This is a genomic window from Janthinobacterium sp. GW460-12-1-14-LB5 (assembly GCF_059423585.1).
In genome coordinates, this window is record NZ_JBWKYD010000020.1 from 103,441 (window position 1) to 123,312 (window position 19,872).

Here is a 19,872-nt window from a genome sequence, read left to right on the forward strand (position 1 = left end):
GATTATATTCCCGCTGTGCAAGCCCTAATCAGTCGAATAGAGCGGTAAGTTGCCCCAAGCTCTCGTCCATGCTGACCCGCTCCGTGATTTGCTGCTGCAAAAACGCTTCGATCTTTTCGTGCAGGGCGATGGCCTGGTCCAGCACGGGGTCGGTGCCGGCGCTGTAGGCGCCCACGCTGATCAGGTCGCGGCTGCGCTCGTAGCGCGAATACAGCTGTTTCAGCTTGCGCGCCTGCTGCTGGTGTTCATGCGTGGTGATCGAGTGGGCGGCGCGCGAAATCGATTGCTCGATGTCGATGGCCGGATAATGGCCCGCTTCGGCCAGACGGCGGTTCAGCACGATATGCCCGTCCAGGATGGCGCGCGCCGAGTCGGCGATCGGGTCTTGCTGGTCGTCGCCCTCGGTCAGCACGGTGTAGAAGGCGGTGATCGAGCCGCCGCCTTCCTCGCCATTGCCGGCCCGCTCCACCAGCACGGGCAGCTTGGCGAAGACGGACGGCGGATAGCCCTTGGTGGCGGGCGGTTCGCCGATGGCCAGGGCGATTTCGCGCTGCGCCATGGCGTAGCGGGTCAGCGAATCCATGATCAAGAGCACGTTTTGCCCCTGGTCGCGGAAATGTTCGGCGATCGCCGTCGCATACGCGGCCCCTTGCAGGCGCATCAGCGGCGGCGTGTCGGCCGGGGCCGCCACGACGACGGAACGGGCCAGGCCTTCGGGGCCGAGGATTTGCTCGATGAATTCCTTGACTTCGCGGCCCCGTTCGCCGATCAGGCCGACGACGATCACGTCCGCTTCCGTGTAGCGGGCCATCATGCCCAGCAGCACGCTTTTACCGACGCCGGAACCGGCGAACAGGCCCATGCGCTGGCCACGGCCCACGGTCAGCATGGCATTGATCGAGCGCACGCCCACGTCGAGCGTATCGACGATGGGCGCGCGGCCCAGGGGATTGGCGGGGCGCACGTTGATGGGCGCGCTGTCGGTCGTGTGCAGCGGGCCCAGCTGGTCGAGCGGCCGGCCCGCGCCGTCGAGCACGCGGCCCAGCAGTTGCGGGCCGACGGGCAGGTGGCGCGCGCGGTCGCTGGGGCGGCGGCGCGGGTGCGCCACGCTGCCGGGGCGGGGGATGGCCGGTTCGACGGAAAATACGCGCGTGCCGGGCACGATGCCCTCGACGTCGCTTTGCGGCATGAGGAACAGGCGGTCGCCTTCAAAACCCACCACTTCCGCCTCGACCCGGCCGCCATTCGGCAGCGGTACGGTGCAGGCGGCGCCGACGGCCAGGCGCAGGCCCACCGCTTCCATCACCAGGCCGGCCACGCGCGTGACCCGGCCCGAAATCTGCATCGGCTCGACAAAGCCGACCACGGCCGTGCAGTCGCTCAGGTAGGCGCGCCAGCGCGCCGCATGGGCGGTGGGGCCTTTGACGGGCTCGCTCACGGCGCCAGCCAGTCCAGGTCCTTGCCCAGCGCATGCGTCAGGCGCTGCCAGCGCGTGGACGCCTGGGCGTCGATCTGGTTGCTGGCCGTGTCGATCTTGCAACCGCCGCGTTCCACGGACGGGTCTTCGATGACGCGCCAGCCACCCTTGTCGAGTTCATCGCCGATGCCGTCGCGTACCACTTGCGCGTCTTCGGGGTTGAGCATCAGCAAGGCAGGTTGTTGCAGTACGGGCAAGTATTCGATGGCTTCGCGCACCATCGGCAGCATCAGTTCGGGGCGCACGGGCAAGGCCGTCTTCAGCATGCCCTTGGCCAGTTGCAGGGCCAGTTCCATGACGTCGTTGGCGATCAGCTCGTCGGCCTGCTGCACGGCCGTGCCGAAGTCGACGGCGATGGTTTGCAGGTGCGCCAGTTCCACGGCGGAGGCAGCCTTGCCTTCCGCATACGATTGTGCATGGCCATCGGCATGCCCGGCCGCGTGGCCTTCCGCATAGCCGGCCGCGCGGCCCTCGTCGAAGGCCGTGGCGCGCGCTTCCTCGCGGATGGCGTCGAGTTCTTCCTGCGTCGGGTATTCGAGCGGCGGGGCCGGCTCCTCCTCGTGCAGCTCGGCAAACGGGTCGATTTCCGGTTCAGGATCCGGTTCGAGCAGCTTGCGCGCCGCCACCACGCTGGGGCGCTCGTCGCCAAACGAGGTCATTTCCCAGCGCTGGTAGGCGGTTTGCTGCTCTTTGGGAATCAGATTAGACAAACGAATCCTCGCCTTTTCCGCCTAATACGATCTGCCCTTCGTCCGCCAGGCGGCGCACGATCTGCAGGATCTGCTTCTGCTGCGATTCCACTTCCGACAGGCGCACGGGGCCTTTCGATTCCAGGTCCTCGCGCATCATCTCGCCGGCGCGCTGCGACATGTTCTTGAAGATCTTGTCGCGCAGCTCCTGCGAAGCGCCTTTCAGGGCGATGATCAGCATTTCCGACTGCACTTCGCGCAGCAGCAGCTGGATGCCGCGGTCGTCGATATCGATCACGTTGTCGAACACGAACATTTCGTCCATGATCTTTTGCGCCATGTCATTGTCGTAGTTCTTGATGTTGTCCATGACGGAGCCTTCTTGCTCGCCGCTCATGAAGTTCAGGATCTCGGCCGCCGCGCGCACGCCGCCCAGCGACGATTTCTTGATGTTTTCGTTACCGGACAGCAGTTTCGTCAACACATCGTTGAGTTCGCGCAAGGCGGCCGGCTGCACGCCGTCCAGGGTGGCGATGCGCAGCACCACGTCGTTGCGCAGGCGGTCCGTGAAATGGCCGAGGATTTCGCATGCCTGGTCGCGTTCCAGGTGGACCAGGATGGTGGCGATGATCTGCGGGTGTTCGTTGCGGATCAGCTCGGACACGGATTGCGAATCCATCCATTTCAGCGATTCGATGCCGGACGCGTCCTTGCCGCCCAGGATGCGCGACAGCAGCACGGACGCCTTGTCGTCGCCCAGCGCCTTGGTCAGCACTTGCCGGATGTATTCGTCCGAATCGAGGCCGACGGTGGAATTGAGTTCCGTCTGTGCGCGGAAGTCGTCGAGCACCTCGACCACCTGTTCGTGCGCGATGCCCTTCATGGTGGCCATGGCGGCGCCCAGTTTCAGCACTTCGCGCGGGCCGAGGAATTTCATGACCTCGGCCGCTTCGCTCTCGCCCAGTGCCAGCATCAGGATCGATGCTTTTTGCAGTCCCGTTGTCTCAGTCATTATTGCCTATCCATGCTTTGATTACGTTGGCCACCACGCGCGGGTCTTCCTGCGCCAGTTTCCTGGCCATGGCCAGGTTTTCGCGGTAGCCGCGGGCCGTGTCTTCTTCCAGTTCTTCCAGCTCGGCTTCGCTGAGCAGGACTTCGTTTTCTTCGTCCGTCTTCGGCAGTTCCGGCTCGATCACGGGCGGCGGGGCGCCGAAATCGTCGATCTTGCGCATCACGGGGCGCAGCATCGGGCGCACGATCTTGATGAAGATATACAGCAGGATCAGGGCCGTGATGAGGAATTTCGCCAATTCCTTGGCCAGCGGCAAGTTGGCCGGGTCGCGCCACCACTCCAGCTTGCCTTCCGGGGCGCGGTCGATGCCGTCGAACGGCGAGTTGGCCACGCTGAAGCTGTCGCCGCGCTCCTTGTTGTAGCCCATCGCTTCCTTGACCAGATTATTGATCTGCACCATTTCGGCAGGCGAAATCGGCGTGACCGTGACCTTGCCATCCTTGCCGATGCTGCGGCGGTAGTTGACGACGACGGCCACCGACAGGCGGCGCAGGCCGCCCATGGATTTCTGCTCGTAGCGCACGGTCTTGTCGACTTCATAATTCGTCGTCGATTCCTTCTGTGTCGGCGCCGTCGGCGCGCCAGCCGGAGCGCCCGGTGCCTCGGCCGTCAGCGGCGCCGTGGCCACGCCAGGCGGCTGGTTCGACAGCGCGCCCGGCACGCCGGACGGGTTGGCATTGCCGGCGCCCGTCGATTCGCTCGTCTGCTGGCTGCGGATGGTGGACGCTTCCGGCGGCGAGTTCGGCTTGTAGGTTTCGGCCGCCTGCTCGCTTTGCGAAAAATCAACATCGGCCGTCGCTTCGGCGCGCACATTGCCTTCGCCGACGATGGGCAGCAAGATCGATTCGACTTGCTTGATCACGCTTTGCTGCAATTGCTGCACGTACTTCAGCTGGTTCGGGTCCAGGCTCTTGATGCCGTTGGCGCGGTCCTTGTCCTTTTCCTGGTTCGACAGCAAGGTGCCGGCCTGGTCGACCACGGTGACATTGATCGGCAGCAACTCCGGCACGCTGGACGCCACCAGGTGCACGATGGCGCTGACCTGCAATTGGTCGAGGCCGCGGCCCGGGTGCAGGTTCAGCAGCACGGAAGCCGTGGGTTTTTGCTGATCGCGCACGAAGACGGACGGTTTGGGCAGGGCCAGGTGGACGCGCGCCGTGTCGACGGCGGACACCGATTCGATCGATTTCGCCAGTTCGCCTTCCAGTGCGCGCTGGAAATTGACTTGTTCCAGGAATTGCGACACGCCCAGCTTCTGGTTTTCCATCAGCTCGAAGCCCACGTTGCCGCCTTTCGGCAAGCCTTGCGCGGCCAGCTTCAGGCGGGCGTCGTGGACTTGCTCGGTCGGCACGAGAATGGCGCCGCCGCCTTCGGAAAACTTGTGCTTGATGCCCAGCTGATCCAGCGAGGCGGTGATGGCGCCGCCGTCGCGGTCCGTGTAGTTGGAGAACAGGACCTTGTATTCGGGCGGCTGGTTCCACATGTAGAGGGCCACGCCGATGGCGACCAGTGCCGCCACGCCCAGGCCGCGCAGGAAATTCTTGCCCATCGGCGTCTTGGCGAACGCTTGCACGGATTCCACGGGCGAGCGGGCAGGCGCCGGTTCCGGCGGTATGCGGTTCACATCGATTTCTTCGGCTACAGCCATGATTGCCTTCCAGGGCGCGTGTTATTTACGGGTATTGGGTGGTGCGTGGGGGCCGCTTCCTCAGGAGGAGGGGGCGATATGCAGAATTATCCGCCACTGTCACGCGCTTCAATCGTCCAAATAGAAGGCGCTTTTGCCGCCTGCTCGGCCGAGCGGCTGGCGTTGGCGCTGGTATTGTGGAACCCTGGCAACATGTGACGGAAGTTATTGTACCCGTCGTTGCCTTGCAAGCCAGGGTTTTGTTCTCTGGGTGCAATAGGCAAGGAACAGTTATGCAGCAGACCAGAATCGGGAGGCAAAGTGAAAACAGGCGGTATCGATAGCAGCAGGATCGAGGCGATGATCGCGCAACTGAAGTCGGCGGCCACGCGGCCGGAGGCGAAAATACCGGCGATCCAGACCGAAATGCCGGCAGCGAAGGTGAATTTTGCCGATGCCTTCAAGAGCGCGCTCGATTCCGTGAGCGGCGCGCAAAAGGCCTCGTCGGCGCTGGGCCAGCGCTTTACCATGGGTGACGAAAAGGTCAGCCTGTCGGACGTGATGGTATCGATGCAAAAGTCGAGTATCGAATTCCAGGCGACGGTGCAGGTGCGGAATAAACTAGTTTCTGCATATCATGAGATCATGAATATGCAGGTTTAACTCATGACAACCCCAAGTACAAGGGCCGGGGTCGAACCCTCAGGGTTCGACCCCAGTCTTCGTTTCGGGTTATCTATGATCAGCCTAGCCCAGCCATGCGGGCGTTGCGTTCTCGTTCGAGGCGCGTGATATAGCGCTGCACGTGCGCCAGCATGCTGCGCGGCAGGTCGACGAACTGGCAGCCGAGTCGGCGGTTCAGCTTATTGTTCAGCAAGGTCATGTCCAGCGAGTTGCGAATTTGCAAAGTTGCCGTGACGATGCCGACGTCGGGCAAGTCGATGCGGCAGCCGGGATAGTCCCGGCCGATGGTCTCGCCCAGCATCAGTTTATTGTCGAGGATGGCGATGCCGCCGCAGCTGATGTCGGCCAGCGGGAACAGGGTGTCGGCGCCGCCCAGCGAGGGCGGCAGGGGAATCGCCACGCGCACGGGATTGCTCACGGGCGTTGTCATGCGGTAATACTCGCGCCGCTGCAAGCGGATTAGTGTTTCTGGAATGGCAATTTTCAAGGCGGGCGTGCCGCTGTAATTGCACTCTTCCACCTGGGCGCTGGCAAACAGGATGCGGATCTTGTCGAGCGAGGTTTCAAACGAAATGCCCTTGGCGGCCACCATGCGCCGGTTCTGGTCGGCATTCACGGAACGGTCGAGGATGACGCTATCGTGGTCGGCATCGACTTCCAGGATGGACGTGACGCACACATCGGATTCACCGTGGATCAGCATGCGGATCAGCTGGTTCTTTTCGCTGATGCTGCGCAGCAAGGCGATGATTTCCCGCCGCGATTCCACTTCAAAATCATGCCAGTTTTCGAGGCCGGAATCCATAATATGTGCTTGCATTGATGCCTGTCTATGTATCGGTGAGGTTGACGCTGGTGTCGGGCGGCGGCGGGATCGGCCCGCCATTCGCAGATTCAATATGATATAACCAGGCCAGCAGTTCCGCAATCGCCCGATACAGGCCCGGCGGAATCTGGCGGTCCAGGTCGACATCCATCAGCAAGGCCACCAATTCCTTCGATTCATGCACGAAGACGCCGTGTTCGCGCGCCGTGCTGATGATCTGGTCCGCGATCAGGCCGCTGCCCTTGGCCACCACCTTGGGCGCCGGCGTGCCGCTCTGGTAGGCGAGCGCGACGGCCGTCTGCGGCACCTTGCGCCTGGTATCGTCAAGCATCATCGGCTTCCACCGGCACGGCAGCGTCCTGCTTGCCGGCGATCGTCAGCGACGCCAAGGGCCAGCCAGCCGCTTCCAGCGCCGCTTCCAGCCGTGCCGCATGCTGGCGCAGGGTGGCGGCGCTGCCTTCGCTGCCGGCCTGCATCTGGATGGCCACCCGGCCGCCCTGCAAGACCACGTGCGCGGCCAGGTCGCCCAGCAGGGGAAACTGGAAGCGCACATTGCTGCGCCAGACCGTCGCTTCCTCGTCGCCGTCGCGCCCCTCGTGCTGCTGGCTTTCCGGCGCATCGCGGCTGATATCCCACTGCATCTTCTGGCCGGGCCAGGCTTCGCCCTGCCACTGCACGCGCGCCTGTTCGTGGGTGTGCAGCTGCAAATTGATCAGTTGTGCCGAGGCCAGGTCGGTGCCCGTCCTGAGCGTTTCTCCTGGCTGGGCCTTCTGCATTTGCGGCTCCAGCAGCAGCGACGCGAGCGGACGCTTGCCTTCAGCCCATTCGGCCACATGCGATTCATAGAACAGGCCGCTGCTGCCGACGGCGTCGCGCAGGTTCTGGGCTACCTGGGCGGGATTGGCGCCCGGCGTGGCCATCAGCGGCGTCTTGCCGACCAGGGCCAGGGGCGCACCGGGCACGCTTTCCGCCTGGCTCAGCACAGTGCTGATGGCGCGCGCGGTGGTGCTCAGCTCGGGCGCGGGCGTGTCGCCTGCCAGGGCGGGCAGCAGATTGGCGGGTGTCAGGGGTGCGCGGCTGAGCAGGGTGGCGGCCGTGCTGCTGGCGCGCGTGCCGGCCTGGGCGGCGCCGGCCTGGGGGCCGCGCAGGTCGGCAGCCTCGGGCTCGGCTTCCGCGTCCGCATACGTCAGCTGGGGGCTGGCGGCCTGGTCACGATTATTGCCGATTTGAAAAGAAGGGCGGGGATTGATGCCGATCAAGGTCAGCGGGATTTCCGTGCCCGGCTGGGCGCCGGCGGGCAGCTGCATGCGGGCCGGCGTGCCGGCCACACGCACCAGATAGCTGCCATCGCCCATGCGGGCCAGTACCTGACCCTGCAGGGATTTGCCGATCAGTCCTTGCAGCGAGCGCTGGAACTCGGCCTGGCGCGGGTCGGCGACGGCATCGGCCGCCCGCGTAACCTTGACCGGGGTCAGGGGCGTCATGCCGATGGCATCCATCTTCGGCAACATGGCGCCCCCGCGCGCGCTTACGCGCCGTAGGCGTTGGCCAGGCGCCGCTCCGTGCCGGTGCTGTTGATCAGCTTGGACAATTGTGCCATCCAAGGCATGGTCAGGTCGCGGATCTTGCGGTCGTCTTCCAGGATCTGCTTGATCAGGGCGACCTTGCGCTGGCGGCCGGAAGTCTCCAGCACGACTTTTGCTTCATTCGCCTTCAACGCTGCCACATGCGCGCTGATGCGCTGTTCCAGCACTTCCAGTGCGTCCCAATCGGCGTTGGTGGCGGCGGTCACCATCTGGCCCGTCAGGGTCTGCATGGCTTCGTAGATGGTCAGGACTTCTTGATTCGTCATCATGGGTCAGGCGCTCGCAAGGCTGGGCATACGTTTCAGATCGGCGCCGGGGATGGCGGCGGGCGTGGAACCAATGGCGTTCCAGGTTTCGCGCAGGTCGGTGAGCAGGCGCTGTACTTCTTCCAGCAGGGTGACGTCGTTGTTCAGGTTGGCCGTCAGCAGGCGCGCGCTCATGTATTCATACAGGGCGTCGAGGCCTTCGGCGATCTGGCCGCCCGCCTCCTTGTTCAGGCTGGCGCGCAAGCCATTGTCGATGATCTGGATGGCTTTCGAGATGGACTTGCCTTTTTCTGGAATATTGCCCGATTTCATGTGCATCTGCGCGCTGAGCACGGCCACCAGGGCGCCGTCGTACAGCATCACGATCAGCTTGTGCGGCGAGGCCGAGCCTATGCCCGTTTCCAGGCCGACCTTGGCATAGGCGTTGACGCCGCGTTGTTGGGTTCCAAACATATATTCTCCTGATGATAGCGCTTAACGGTTGGCGGCGATGGCGGCCAGCTGCTGGGTCAAATAGGATTGCATGCCTTGCAATTTATTCAGGGATACATCCAGGCGCGAATACTGGGCGCGGTAGCGCGCTTCGATGTCGTTCAGTTTGTCACTGAACTTGTCGCGCTGCGTCGCGATGTTCTTGATCGTTTCGTTGAGACCCTTGGAACGGTTGGTGATCATGCCGTCCGTGCCGAGGAAGGAGGTGGCCAGGTTGTTGAGCTGATACGCATAGCCTTGCGAGAAGCTGACGGTGCCGCGCGCACCGGTGGTGCCGCCCGTGACTTCAATCTTCAGGCCCTCGGCCGGCGAACCGGCGGCGCCCGTCAGGGTCTGGCCCGAGCCGATCACCGGTTGTCCGCCCAGGGTGCCGGCCACGTCCGTGCCCTTGACGGGCGTGGCGGCGCCGAACAGGGCGGTCGGCGCCGTGCCCGTGCCGGTGCTGACGGCGATATTCGAGACGGAGCCATAGCGGGCCGATGCCAGCACCAGTTTGCCCGCTCCATCGATGGAGGCCGACACGGTGGCGCCGTTGTCGGCAAAGGACTTCACGCCGTTGATCGAGGACTGGATCATCGAGGCCATCTGCGCAGGGGTGTAGGTGCCGGCAGGAATGACGACCTGCGCCGTGTTCTTGGCAGCGCTGGGCTCGGTATCGTTGAGCGTGATGCTCCAGGTGGTATCGCTGGCAATTGTCGTGCTGGCCGGCAATACGGCGGCCGAGGTGAGCGCACCCTGGCTGGCCATCGTGGTGATCGTCAATTCATAGCTGCCGGGTTTGGTTGCGGCAGTCGAGCTGGTAAATGCCACGTTGCTGTCGCTGGCCTTGCCGAGTGCCGAGAACAGGCCGGCGATGTCGGTGAAGTTCGCGCTGATAGCCTTATCGAGCTTGCTCGAGTCCAGTGTCAGGCTGCCATCTTTCTGGAAGGAAATGCCAACCTGGCTCAAGGTGCTCAAGTTGCTGTTCAAGCCGGTAATGGGCGCACCGAGCTGCCTGCGCAGCTGGCTCTGGATCGATTGCGCGGTCGAGTCGCCCAGCAGCACGCCGCCCTTCTTGGTTTCCGGATCATAGGCCGTCATCTTGGCCATCGCCGTATTCAGGTCGTTATACGCCTTGACGAAGGCATTGATGCTGGTCTTGACGGTGGAGGTGTCTTTTTGCACCGACAAGCTGGTGCTGCCCACCTTGGCTATGCCCAGGGTCACGCCTTCGATGGCCGTATCGACGCTGTTCGACGCGCTGGTGATGGCGATGCCGTTGACGCTGAAGTTCGTGTTTTGCGCGGCGCTGTTCTGTTTCAGGTTCTGCGTGCCGCCCGCATCGTACGACAGCAAGTCGTTCAGGGCGCTGTCCGGCGGCAGGCCGTCGCTGCCGCTCAGCGAGATTTTCATGGCCGAATTGGCACCCGTTTTCGAGGAGCTCAAGACCAGGTGGTAGGGCTTGTCCGTGCCGTCCGAAACGATGCTGGCGGTGACGCCCAGGCCCGCGTTGTTGATGGCGTCGCGGATGCCTTGCAGGGTGTTGTTGGTGGCGTCGATTACCACCGTGCCCGTCGCCTGCGTGCCATCCTGGGTAAAGTTGGTGTTCATGTAGGCGCCACCGGAGCCTGCCGTCAGTCCGGCCGCGGCCGGATTGCTGCCGGCGATGGTGATCGGGCTGGCATTGCCCGAGGCCAGGTTGATGGTGCTGGTCAGCGTCACGTTCGAGCCGTCATTGACCGAGTTCGAGGCATGGCCGATGCCGCCCTTGACCGAGCCCGTCACCACTTCCTCGATATTCAGGTTGGAACCGTCGGCGCGCGTAAATTTCAGCGTGCCGTCGGCGGCCTTGCCGGTGACGGTGATGTTGGCCGCGGCCAGCGCGTTCGAGACGGCATTCGGGCCTTCGAGCGTCGTGTCGAGCGAGGCCCCCGTGATGCCGGCGCCCGCGGCGACGCCGTTCCCCTGGGTGACGATCTCGATGCCGCCCACCGACAGCGAATACGTGCCGTCCGCGCCCGTTTCGATATTGCCGAAGCCGCTGAACATGGTCGCGCTGCTTTCAGTCGGCTGGGCCGTGGCGGTCACGCCCGTGGTGCTGCTCTTGGCGTTGATGGCGTCGGCCAGGGCGCGCGCGCTCTTGGTGCTGGCGTCGGTGGGGATGGCGGTGCCATTGAGGATCAGGGAGCCGTTGCTGATGCCGCTCTGCGCCGTGGTGGCGCCAAGGGCGGCGCCCTTTAAGCCGAAGGTGCCGCCGGCGACCGAACCGAGCTGGAAGGAAATTGTCGTCTTGCTGCCCAGGCCGATGGTCGACAGCTTGTTGGCCATGCCGCCCGACATCAGGGTCTGCGACTGAGCCAGTTGCGTGACATTGATGTTGTAGTTGCCGGCCACGGCCTTGGCGCCGGCGCTGGCCGTCAGTACGAGGGGATCGGCGGGCGTGGCGCTGACGGCGCGGAAGTTGTTGGTGTTCGAGAGCGCCGACAGCGAACTCTGGAAGGTGCTGACGGCGCCGCTCAAGGTGCCCATGGCGCTCAGCTTGGCCTGGTAGGAAGCCGTTTTCTTGTCAAAAGTACCCAGCGGTGCCGCTTCGGCCGTCATCAGCTTGTCGATGAGGGCATTCACATCCAGGCCGCTGGCGCCGGCGCCGATGCCGATGGATGAAAGTGTAGGTGAGATGGCCACTGAATACTCCTAGGAAAACGCTAATATAAGCTGTTATCGGCAGAATCAATCAGGACTTGAGAGGGGGATTTACCGCGCTGTTTTCAGCGGGCGGAAAAAATCGGGGAAGAGACCGGAGGATGTTGCTTTTACCGCAATAAAAAACGAGGCCGGATAGCCAGGCTATCGGGCCCCGTGGTCATGCCGATGCATACTGCCACGCTGCTGCATGTCCGTGGGCGAGGTCATCTTATGCGCTTTGACTGATCAGCGAACCTTTGGCCGAGTCAAAGGTCTTGGCCAATTCCAGCGCTTCCCGGGTGGGAATCTGGCGCAGCACTTCCTTGGTTTCCTGGTCGATGACCTTGACGACCGTGCGCTGGCTGTCTTCGTCGATGGAAAATTCAATGCCTTGCGTTTTTATCTGCGACGACTGGTTCAGCTCCGATACCGCCTTGTTCAACTGCTCGCGGCTGGGTTCCTTGCTGGCTTGCTGTGGTGCAACCGTGTCGTTTTCCGTGCCCGTGCGTGGCGCTGCCGGGCGCGCCGCCGGCGTGTCCGTCGCGGCGTAACTCTTGTCTATCCTGGCCGCGGAGGCGGCCGCTATCGTGTCGATAGTCATGGTGCTCTCCTAGTGAAAATTCCCCTGCCGAAAAAATCCGGCAGGGGAATCAGAGTCCTACGCTGTTGCCTGACTAATCGGAGATTAGCCGCGCAGCAGGCTCAGGACGCCGTTCGGCAGCGAGTTCGCTTGCGCCAGCATGGCCGTACCAGCTTGTTGCAGGATCTGGCCGCGGGTCATGTTGGCCGTTTCCGATGCAAAGTCGGTATCGACGATGCGGCTGCGCGATGCGGACAGGTTTTCCGTGGTCGATTGCAGGTTGGAAATTGCCGACGAGAAGCGCGACTGCAAAGCGCCGTACTGGGCGCGTTGGCTGTTCACCGTTGCCAGTGCTGCGTCGGCAATTTTAATTGCCAGCTGCGCATTGTCAAAGTTTGTCACGTCCAGGGTCGACACGGAGTTCAGGGTCGAACCTTGCGCCGTCGCTTGACCGATCGCCAGGCCGGTGGTGGTCGTTTCCGTCACGGAGAAGCTGTTTTGCGAGTCGAAGGTCACGCGGCCGTTGACCGTGGCGGCGTCGGCTGCGGTGATGATCGACTGTGCCGCGCCTTGCACTGTGCCATTGGCCTTGTAGCCGTCCACGTCGAACTTGACGTTGGCCGTCGTGCCTTGCGTCAGGGCGATATTATCGCCCGATGCATTGGTCAGCTTCATGCCCTTGTTGACGCTGTCGTACTGGGCGGTCACGCCGGTCTTGGCCGTTTGGGCATTGATGGCGTTGATGCCTGCCGCATAGTCGGCTGCGGTCGATGCCGTGCCGCTGACGGCGAACGATACGGTGACAGGCGCCGTGCTTGGGTTGTCCGAACTGATGGCGAACGAATACGATTCGGCGCCCAGGTTCAGGTTCACGTCCGTTTGTGCCGAGGCGGTCACGCCGGTTTTCGCCGTTTGGCTGTTGATGTCGGCGGCGACGGACTTGGCCGTGCTGCCTTTGACGCCGGCTGCTGCCGCCGTCGTGTCGACGGTGGCGGTGCCGATGGAGCCGGCAATCGTCAGCTTGCCGGCGGCTGCATTACCCAGTGCATCTTTTTTGACAGCCGATGCATCGTTGGCGATACGGTTGTTGCCGTAGGTATTGGTCAGGAAGTTCGCGCCGCTGGCGGAAATCAGCTGATTGGCATCGGCGCCGACCTGGAAGTTGGCCGTACCCATGGTGCCGTCCAGCAATGCCTGGCCGTTGAACGAGGTGGTTTGGGCGATACGGTTCAATTCCGAACCCAGCTGGCCTACCTCGGTTTGCAGCGCCTGGCGGTCGCTCGACGAGTTGGTCGAGTTCGACGATTGAACGGCCAGTTCGCGGATACGTTGCAGGATGTCGCCCGAGCTTGCCAACGCGCCTTCAGCCGTCTGAGCCAGCGAGACGCCGTCGTTGGCATTGCGGGTGGCTTGGGTCATGCCGCGGATTTGCGACGTCATGCGGTCGGAAATCGCCAGACCAGCAGCATCATCTTTGGCGCTGTTGATGCGGAAGCCGGAGGACAGGCGTTGCAGCGAGGTGCTCAGGGCCGACTGCGAGGTCGACAGGTTGCGTTGCGAATTCAGGGACGAGATGTTGGTATTAATTACTGCAGCCATGATAATTCTCCAAACAGGTACTACATTGCGCTATGTGCTAGTCACTTTGGCCTGCCCCGCTGTTCCGGGACAATCAAGCCGCTGTTGTTTAGGGTAACGGTTGCTCTGCGGGAAAATTTATGGCGAAAAGTGCTTTAAATTTTAATTTTTAGCCCTTCAGTTTGCCGCCAGCCGCGCGCTAGACGACAGGTTTTAAAGAAACTTGAGGGTAAAAATAGTTTTATTTTTATATCGCAGGGATACTGGCGAAGCGCTGGAACAGGAGAAAATGTTGTTGTTTTGAAATGAAAAATGCCGTCCGGCCGGGCGGCGGGACGGCATGGCGTGCAGCGGGCCGGACTCAGTCGGCCACCACCACGCGATTCTTGCCCGTCTGCTTGGCCTGGTACATTGCGCGGTCGGCGCGCTTGACCAGTTCGGCCTGGTCTTCGTTGGGCAGGCGCAGGGCCACGCCGGCGGAAAAGGTGATCAAGACTTTTTCGTTGTCGTGCAGGAAGAAATGCCGGGTCAGCTCGCGCTGCAGGCGCGTCATCGTCGACGAAGCCGCCTCGACCGTCGTTTCCGGCAGCAGGATGAGGAATTCCTCGCCGCCGAAGCGGGCGATGACGTCCATCGAGCGCAGGGTTTCCTTGACGATCTTGACCAGGTGTTTCAAGGCGGCATCGCCGGCCAGGTGGCCATAGGTGTCGTTCAGGCGCTTGAAATCGTCCAGGTCCAGCATGGCGATGCACAGCGGCGTGCCGCGCCGGTCGGAGCGGGCCGTCTCGCGCTCGAACACGTCGTCGAGGCCACGGCGGTTCAGGCTGCCCGTCAGCTGGTCTTCCCGCACCAGTTCGCTCATATGCTGCAGCTTGGCCTCCAGCGTATGGATGCGCTGTTCCGCGTCCTGCACTTCCTGGCGCGCCAGCACCATCTTGTCGCGTGCGCGCAAGGCCTCGTTCTGCACCATGCGCGTTTCGCGCAAGACTTCGTCGAGAACGCTGTTCAATTCGCTGATATTTTCCGCCTGGCTGATCTTTTCCGAATAGCCGCCGATCTTTTCATGGAAGTCGCCCGTGCTGGCCGCCACTTGCCCCAGGCGGTCGATGAAGGTCATCATCATGTTCTTGACCGTCAGCTTGACGTCGGACAAACTATGTTTGAGCTGGCTTTGTTTGTAGATGACTTCCTTCAGGCTGCGCGTGGCGTCTTCCAGTGCGCGCTGGTCGAGCGGACCGGCGATCAGGTTTTGCACGGCATCGACCTGGCCGCGCAGCCAGCTGTCGTCGTCGAGCAACTGGCTGACGTTGTCGAGCAGTAACTTGAACAGGCGCAACAGCAATTCCTGCTGCTCGGCCGTGTCGCCGCTTTTCAGTTCGATCTGGTAGCACAGCTGCTTCAGGCGCAGCGCCGCTTCGTTCAGCGCCTCTTCCGTGTGCGCCTGCTTGATGGCCGCGCCCAGCGATTCGGCTTCTTCCACCAGTGCGGGCGTGCCCGTCAGCAAGGTGGCGACGGCAAAACCCAGGGTGCGGCTGAGCAATTCGCGCAGGGTGCGCGTCTGTTCGCCGTCCGGCAGGGGCGGCAATTCGATGCCGCCGCCTTTCTTGACCTGTTTCTCGGCCAGCTGCGCCAGGGTGCGCGCATAGCTGTCCCAGTCGCGCGCTTTCAGTGCCCGCTGGAAACGCTTGCCAAAGTCGCCCAGTTCGCCCGCCGATTCGCTCATCTTGGCGGCGAATTGCGTCAGGACGTTTTCCGCGCCGCTCTCCGTGGGTGCGCTGGCTGCCAGCACGGCGCCCGGGGCGGCAGGCGTATCGGCCGGTTCGCTGATGCCGGCGATTTCATTGTAGATGTCGCGGTAGGCGCTCGGCGTGGGGGCGATGCGGCGCGTGGCCAGGCGGCGAAACGCTTCGCGGGCGATATCGGCCGGGTTCATCGCCGCAGCGGCGGCGGTATTCGTGGTGCCAGCGGGAGCACCTGCTGGTGAAGATGGCAATTTACTGGACATGTAGGCACAGCCTTTTCAGATATTTCTCATTATCCTCATGATATGCGAGTTGGCAAAGAACTTATTGTGCGAGAAGCAAGGAGAAGTCCTGTCAATTCGCCCGATGCCAGCGTGCATGCCGCTTTGCCGTCAATCCACCAGCTGGTTGCGGATGGCGTAATGCGTCAGTTCGGCGCTGTTCTTGAGTTTCATCTTGACCAGCAGGCGGGCGCGGTACTCGCTGACGGTTTTCACGGACAATTTGAGCTCTTCGGCGATGGCGCCCACCGCCTTGCCCGAGGCAATCATGACCAGCGTCTGGTATTCGCGGTCCGACAAGGTGTCGTGCAAGGCCGTTTCGTGGTCTTCGCCCACCGTGTTGGCCAGTTCCTGCGCCAGCGAGGCGCTGATGTATTTCAAGCCTTGCGCCACCTGGCGGATGGCCGTGACCAGCTCGCGCGGCGCGCTCTGTTTCGTCAGATAGCCGGCCGCGCCCGCCTTGAGCGAACGGATGGCGTACTGGTCTTCGCGGTGCATGGACAGCATCAGCACGGCCAGTTCCGGTTTTTCCTTCTTGATCTGCTTGAGTACCTCGATGCCGCTGCGGTCGGGCAGGGAGATGTCGAGCAGCAACACCTGGCATTTCGAGCCGCGGAACAGTTTGATGGCGTCGTGGCCATTTTCGGCTTCGCCGGCGACGATGATGTCGCGCGTATCGGCGAGGATTTGCTTCAAGCCCTCGCGCACGATCGCATGATCGTCGGCGATGAATACCCGGATGGTGGCTTTTTCTTTCATGACTGCGTTGTTTCCTATCTGAATCCCTGCACCGGCGGCTTCCCTGTGGACTTAGGGCATGCCGCTTTGCGCTGGTGCGCTGGCTGCAGCCGCTATTATCGCCTCTCGCGGCGTGGTCAGCCGGATTTTTATGCTCAGGATGGTGCCGCCGCCCGGCCCGTCCATCAGGCTCAGGGTGCCGCCCAGCGCGCTGGCCCGTTCGGCCATGCCGCGGATGCCGAACGACTGCGGCTTGGCGCGGTCGGACAGGCGCATGCCGACGCCATTGTCGGCGATGGTCAGGCTGATATGCTGGCGCTGCCGGGCCAGGCGCACGCTGACCTTGCTCGCCTGCGCATGCTTGGCGATATTCGTCAGCGCCTCCTGGGCGATGCGGAACAGGCTGGTTGCCTGGTCCAGCTCCAGTTCGATGTGCTGGCGGTTGGAAATGAACTGGCACTCGATGCCGGCCTGGCGCGCGAATTCCTTGACTTGCCAGTCCAGTGCGGCGACCAGGCCCAGATCCAGCATGGAAGGGCGCAAGTCCAGCGAAATGCGGTGCACGGCGTCGATGCTGCGGTCGACCAGGGCATCGACATAGTCGGCCTTTTCCTGCAGCAACGCGTCGTCCGGCGGCAGGCGGCGCGCCAGCATGGCCAGCGCCATCTTGATCGCCGTCAAATTGCCGCCCAGGTCATCGTGCAATTCGCGCGCCAGGCGCGTGCGTTCGTGTTCCTTGACCTTGTCGATATGCGCCGTCAGCTCGGCCAGGCGGGCGCGCGACTGGCGCACTTCGATCTGTTCCAGCCGGCTTTCCGTGATATTCGTCATGATGCCTTCCCACTGCACCGTGCCGTCGGCCAGCGCGCGCGGCGTGGAGCGCAGGTTGATCCATTTGACGTCCTTCCAGGCATCGATCCAGATGCGGCCTTCCCAGTTCCAGCTCCACAAGGCGTTTTTTGAGGCTTGCATCGACTCGAGATACGAGGCGCGGTCGTCGGCCAGGATCAACTGGTAGAACAGTTCCGGGCGCGCGTGCAGCTGTGCCGGCCCCAGCCCCAGCAGGGCCTGGCAACCATCGCTCAGGTAAGGGAAGGCGGCGCGCCCATCCGCATGCAGGCAGAATTGGTACACGAGGCCCGGCGTATTCGAGACGATGGCGTTGAAGCGCGACTGCACCTGCGCCAGCGCGGCGGCCGTCGCCTGCGGCGTGCGCAAGTCTTCGCTCTCGGCCAGCAGCAGGGAGCGCCCCTGGCGCTGGGCGCGCGACAGGTGCAGGCTGAGCGAATACAGGCTGCCATCGCGGCGCCGTTGCTGCACGTGCAGCCGGGCTTGCGCGCCGATGCTGTCGTCCAGGGCGGCCAGCACGGTGGCCAGCTGCTGCGCTTCGAGCTGTGGCGCCAGCGCGAACGGCGTCATCGCTAGCAATTGCTTGCGAGCATATTGCAGGTTGTCGCAGGCGGCATCGTTGGCGTCCAGCAATTGCAAGCTGGCCGCGTCGTACAGGTAGATTTCCGGCGCCGCCGCGCGCAGGGCGGGGGCGAGCCGGGGCGTGTCGTGCATGGAGTTGCCTTTCTTCATCAGCGGCGGGCGCGCCAGAAGGCGGCGAAGCGGCGCAGCACTCTTGCTGGGCGGGAATTATGGCGTCCGGGCGTGCCCTTGCGCAAGCGCTGCCACCAGGCGCGGCGGGCGCGGCCCAGCGCGGCCGACAGGCGGCTGACGCGGCGCCATGGGCGCGTGGCGCGCAGGCGGGCGATCCAGCGGTCCTTGGTTTCCATAAATAAACCGTGCCAGCGGGCGAACCACGGCAAGCTGAGCAGGGTAGGGCGCGTCAGCGAATACAGGCGCGCGACGGCGGCCGCGCCGCCCAGCTTGGCGATGACGATCACGCCGATGCCGGAAAACGCATGGCCGCGTGCGATCGCCAGCAGGGCCAGCAGCTTGACGGGGAACAGCAGCACGGCTGGCAGCACGAAGATGGCCAGCGCCCAGTACGGCGGCAGGCGCTTGATCCACGCTTCGAGTGCATGCAGGGGTGGAAATTGCGCGATGACCTGCATGATGCGCGCACCCGTCGCCCACAGCCATTCCTCGATCAGCAGGCAGATGGCGGCCAGGTAGACCAGCGGCGCGAACAGCCAGCGCCTGACTCTGTAGAATTTTTTCATCCGTCTCCGTGTGGCGCCCCGGTATGGCTGCCATGGCCTCGATGATACGATAAATCGGTGTGCCCGGCAGTCCTTGACGGGGCTACAATAGACAGATGAATAAAGCCTTTGTAAAAGAATCCGACAACGACGACGATGAAGAAGCGGCCGCGCTGGCGCTGGCCATTCCCGCCGGCGCCAAGAACTACATCACGCCGGCCGGCTACCAGCGCATCAAGGAAGAGTTGCTGCAGCTGATCGACGTCGACCGTCCGGAAGTGGTGCGCATCGTCCATTGGGCGGCGTCGAATGGCGACCGCTCGGAAAATGGCGACTATATCTATGGCAAGCGCCGGCTGCGCGAAATCGACCGCCGCATTCGTTTCCTGACGAAACGCATGGATCTGGCCGCCATCGTCGACCCTAGCGTGCACTACGGCAACGACCAGGTATTCTTCGGCGCCACGGTAACTTACCGCACCAGCGACGGCGAAACGCACACCATTACCATCGTCGGCATCGATGAATTCGACCCCCTGAACGGCAAGATCAGCTGGATCTCGCCCATGGCGCGCACCATCACCAAGGCACGCGAAGGCGATTTGATCACCCTCAACACGCCGCAGGGCGAGCAGGAGCTGGAATTGCTGGAAGTGACGTATCCGGCGCCGGGGGAGGGGTAGTTTGCGTTGACGCAGGGCTAGTCTTGATAAGCCTGTCACGCTGGGACTTTCCTTGACGGGAGAGCGATTATGGCCCGCGTCCAGCGTTTGTTTATGCCTGGAATGCCCTTGCATGTGGTGCAGCGTGGGGCGGACAGGCAAATCTGTTTTTTTGAACCGTCTGATTTTCTTTGGTATTTGCAGCAACTGCAGCGGCACTCACATGCGCAAAGCTGTGTCCTGCATGCCTATGTCCTGATGACGAATCATGTGCATTTACTGCTCTCCGCAGGTAGTGTTTTGGCCGTCTCGCGCATGATGAAAGCCTTGGGGCAAGAGTACGCACACTACATCAACTGGCGCCACCATCGTACGGGACCACTATGGGACGGGCGCTACAAGTCCTGTGTCGTGCAGGATGAAACCTATTTGCTGGTATGTCAGCGCTATATCGAACTCAATCCCGTGCGAGCTGGCATGGTGCGCTATCCGGGGCACTACCGATGGTCCAGCTATCGTTGCAATGCAGAGGGGCGCGAGGATCTCCTGGTACAGCCACATCCACTTTATCTGAGCATGGGTAAAAACCAAGGAGAGCGGCAGCAAGCCTATGCTGCCTTATTTTATGGTGATGAGGAAGTGCAGCGTCAGGCCTTGCGTGTCGCCAGCCGCAGTAATGCGGCGGTGGGGAGCGACGAATTCGTGAAGGAACTGCAAACCCGTAAAGCATAAAGGCCGGGGTCGGACCCTCAGGGTCCGAC

Annotated in this window: 20 protein-coding genes; 3 read left to right on the plus strand and 17 right to left on the minus strand. The window is 62.9% G+C overall.

The window, feature by feature from the left end; all coding sequences use genetic code 11:
• Positions 1-28: 28 nt before the first annotated feature.
• The 5 genes from fliI to AC07X6_RS20625 form a co-directional block, all read right to left on the minus strand.
• Complete coding sequence (fliI, locus tag AC07X6_RS20605; RefSeq protein ID WP_227742184.1) at positions 29-1,345, minus strand: flagellar protein export ATPase FliI; 1,317 nt, start codon at positions 1,343-1,345, stop codon at positions 29-31.
• 89 nt (positions 1,346-1,434) lie between these two features.
• Positions 1,435-2,136: a flagellar assembly protein FliH gene (locus AC07X6_RS20610; RefSeq protein WP_494792208.1), complete on the minus strand. Its 702-nt coding sequence runs from the start codon at positions 2,134-2,136 to the stop codon at positions 1,435-1,437.
• 43 nt (positions 2,137-2,179) lie between these two features.
• Positions 2,180-3,178, minus strand: a complete 999-nt coding sequence (gene fliG, locus AC07X6_RS20615) for a flagellar motor switch protein FliG (protein WP_034787109.1) — start codon at positions 3,176-3,178, stop codon at positions 2,180-2,182.
• On the minus strand, positions 3,171-4,886 hold the full coding sequence (gene fliF / locus AC07X6_RS20620) for a flagellar basal-body MS-ring/collar protein FliF (protein ID WP_230539666.1): 1,716 nt from the start codon (positions 4,884-4,886) through the stop codon (positions 3,171-3,173). Before fliF ends, fliG begins: the two co-directional genes overlap by 8 nt.
• Positions 4,887-4,972: 86 nt before the next feature.
• A complete protein-coding gene (locus AC07X6_RS20625) occupies positions 4,973-5,329 on the minus strand; it encodes a hypothetical protein (protein ID WP_494792210.1) in 357 nt (118 codons plus the stop codon).
• On the opposite strand from AC07X6_RS20625, the gene fliE reads away from it, so the two are divergent.
• Positions 5,226-5,528: a flagellar hook-basal body complex protein FliE gene (gene fliE / locus AC07X6_RS20630; protein WP_230539976.1), complete on the plus strand. Its 303-nt coding sequence runs from the start codon at positions 5,226-5,228 to the stop codon at positions 5,526-5,528. The two genes, AC07X6_RS20625 and fliE, sit on opposite strands and share 104 nt — an antisense overlap.
• A 79-nt stretch (positions 5,529-5,607) precedes the next feature.
• On the opposite strand, the gene AC07X6_RS20635 is transcribed toward fliE, so the two are convergent.
• The 12 genes from AC07X6_RS20635 to AC07X6_RS20690 form a co-directional block, all read right to left on the minus strand.
• Positions 5,608-6,354, minus strand: a complete 747-nt coding sequence (locus tag AC07X6_RS20635) for a flagellar brake protein (RefSeq protein WP_494792190.1) — start codon at positions 6,352-6,354, stop codon at positions 5,608-5,610.
• 25 nt (positions 6,355-6,379) lie between these two features.
• Positions 6,380-6,706 (minus strand): EscU/YscU/HrcU family type III secretion system export apparatus switch protein, encoded by a 327-nt coding sequence (locus AC07X6_RS20640; protein ID WP_034787205.1) that lies wholly within the window; start codon positions 6,704-6,706, stop codon positions 6,380-6,382.
• Positions 6,699-7,886, minus strand: a complete 1,188-nt coding sequence (locus tag AC07X6_RS20645; RefSeq protein ID WP_494792191.1) for a flagellar hook-length control protein FliK — start codon at positions 7,884-7,886, stop codon at positions 6,699-6,701. Before AC07X6_RS20645 ends, AC07X6_RS20640 begins: the two co-directional genes overlap by 8 nt.
• 17 nt (positions 7,887-7,903) lie before the next feature.
• On the minus strand, positions 7,904-8,230 hold the full coding sequence (locus AC07X6_RS20650) for a flagellar protein FliT (protein WP_494792192.1): 327 nt from the start codon (positions 8,228-8,230) through the stop codon (positions 7,904-7,906).
• 3 nt (positions 8,231-8,233) lie between these two features.
• Complete coding sequence (fliS, locus tag AC07X6_RS20655; RefSeq protein WP_230539662.1) at positions 8,234-8,680, minus strand: flagellar export chaperone FliS; 447 nt, start codon at positions 8,678-8,680, stop codon at positions 8,234-8,236.
• Between the two features lie 21 nt (positions 8,681-8,701).
• A complete protein-coding gene (fliD, locus tag AC07X6_RS20660) occupies positions 8,702-11,383 on the minus strand; it encodes a flagellar filament capping protein FliD (protein WP_230539661.1) in 2,682 nt (893 codons plus the stop codon).
• 229 nt (positions 11,384-11,612) lie between these two features.
• Positions 11,613-11,984, minus strand: a complete 372-nt coding sequence (locus tag AC07X6_RS20665; RefSeq protein ID WP_494792193.1) for a flagellar protein FlaG — start codon at positions 11,982-11,984, stop codon at positions 11,613-11,615.
• Positions 11,985-12,068: 84 nt separating this feature from the next.
• A complete protein-coding gene (locus AC07X6_RS20670) occupies positions 12,069-13,562 on the minus strand; it encodes a flagellin N-terminal helical domain-containing protein (RefSeq protein ID WP_494792194.1) in 1,494 nt (497 codons plus the stop codon).
• 340 nt (positions 13,563-13,902) lie between these two features.
• Positions 13,903-15,474, minus strand: a complete 1,572-nt coding sequence (locus tag AC07X6_RS20675) for a diguanylate cyclase (protein ID WP_494792209.1) — start codon at positions 15,472-15,474, stop codon at positions 13,903-13,905.
• A 201-nt stretch (positions 15,475-15,675) separates the two neighbouring features.
• Complete coding sequence (locus tag AC07X6_RS20680; protein WP_152284694.1) at positions 15,676-16,323, minus strand: response regulator; 648 nt, start codon at positions 16,321-16,323, stop codon at positions 15,676-15,678.
• Between the two features lie 51 nt (positions 16,324-16,374).
• Complete coding sequence (locus AC07X6_RS20685) at positions 16,375-17,865, minus strand: sensor histidine kinase (protein ID WP_494792195.1); 1,491 nt, start codon at positions 17,863-17,865, stop codon at positions 16,375-16,377.
• A gap of 17 nt (positions 17,866-17,882) precedes the next feature.
• Positions 17,883-18,470 (minus strand): hypothetical protein, encoded by a 588-nt coding sequence (locus tag AC07X6_RS20690; RefSeq protein WP_230539657.1) that lies wholly within the window; start codon positions 18,468-18,470, stop codon positions 17,883-17,885.
• Between the two features lie 95 nt (positions 18,471-18,565).
• On the opposite strand from AC07X6_RS20690, the gene greB reads away from it, so the two are divergent.
• On the plus strand, positions 18,566-19,132 hold the full coding sequence (gene greB, locus AC07X6_RS20695) for a transcription elongation factor GreB (protein ID WP_494792196.1): 567 nt from the start codon (positions 18,566-18,568) through the stop codon (positions 19,130-19,132).
• A gap of 69 nt (positions 19,133-19,201) precedes the next feature.
• Entirely contained in the window at positions 19,202-19,843 is a 642-nt protein-coding gene (locus AC07X6_RS20700; RefSeq protein WP_494792197.1) for a transposase, read from the plus strand.
• The last annotated feature ends 29 nt before the right edge of the window (positions 19,844-19,872 follow it).

Coding starts and splice junctions, on each gene's coding strand:
- AC07X6_RS20680 (WP_152284694.1), bottom strand. CDS start 16,323: ATGAAAGAAAAAGCCACCATCCGGGTATTCATCGCCGACGATCATGCG.
- AC07X6_RS20610 (WP_494792208.1), bottom strand. CDS start 2,136: ATGACCTCGTTTGGCGACGAGCGCCCCAGCGTGGTGGCGGCGCGCAAG.
- AC07X6_RS20645 (WP_494792191.1), bottom strand. CDS start 7,886: ATGTTGCCGAAGATGGATGCCATCGGCATGACGCCCCTGACCCCGGTC.
- fliG (WP_034787109.1), bottom strand. CDS start 3,178: ATGACTGAGACAACGGGACTGCAAAAAGCATCGATCCTGATGCTGGCA.
- AC07X6_RS20685 (WP_494792195.1), bottom strand. CDS start 17,865: ATGCACGACACGCCCCGGCTCGCCCCCGCCCTGCGCGCGGCGGCGCCG.
- AC07X6_RS20670 (WP_494792194.1), bottom strand. CDS start 13,562: ATGGCTGCAGTAATTAATACCAACATCTCGTCCCTGAATTCGCAACGC.
- AC07X6_RS20700 (WP_494792197.1), top strand. CDS start 19,202: ATGGCCCGCGTCCAGCGTTTGTTTATGCCTGGAATGCCCTTGCATGTG.
- AC07X6_RS20635 (WP_494792190.1), bottom strand. CDS start 6,354: ATGGATTCCGGCCTCGAAAACTGGCATGATTTTGAAGTGGAATCGCGG.
- AC07X6_RS20675 (WP_494792209.1), bottom strand. CDS start 15,474: ATGAACCCGGCCGATATCGCCCGCGAAGCGTTTCGCCGCCTGGCCACG.
- AC07X6_RS20665 (WP_494792193.1), bottom strand. CDS start 11,984: ATGACTATCGACACGATAGCGGCCGCCTCCGCGGCCAGGATAGACAAG.
- fliE (WP_230539976.1), top strand. CDS start 5,226: ATGATCGCGCAACTGAAGTCGGCGGCCACGCGGCCGGAGGCGAAAATA.
- greB (WP_494792196.1), top strand. CDS start 18,566: ATGAATAAAGCCTTTGTAAAAGAATCCGACAACGACGACGATGAAGAA.
- AC07X6_RS20650 (WP_494792192.1), bottom strand. CDS start 8,230: ATGATGACGAATCAAGAAGTCCTGACCATCTACGAAGCCATGCAGACC.
- fliI (WP_227742184.1), bottom strand. CDS start 1,345: ATGCAGATTTCGGGCCGGGTCACGCGCGTGGCCGGCCTGGTGATGGAA.
- fliF (WP_230539666.1), bottom strand. CDS start 4,886: ATGGCTGTAGCCGAAGAAATCGATGTGAACCGCATACCGCCGGAACCG.
- AC07X6_RS20690 (WP_230539657.1), bottom strand. CDS start 18,470: ATGAAAAAATTCTACAGAGTCAGGCGCTGGCTGTTCGCGCCGCTGGTC.
- AC07X6_RS20640 (WP_034787205.1), bottom strand. CDS start 6,706: ATGCTTGACGATACCAGGCGCAAGGTGCCGCAGACGGCCGTCGCGCTC.
- fliS (WP_230539662.1), bottom strand. CDS start 8,680: ATGTTTGGAACCCAACAACGCGGCGTCAACGCCTATGCCAAGGTCGGC.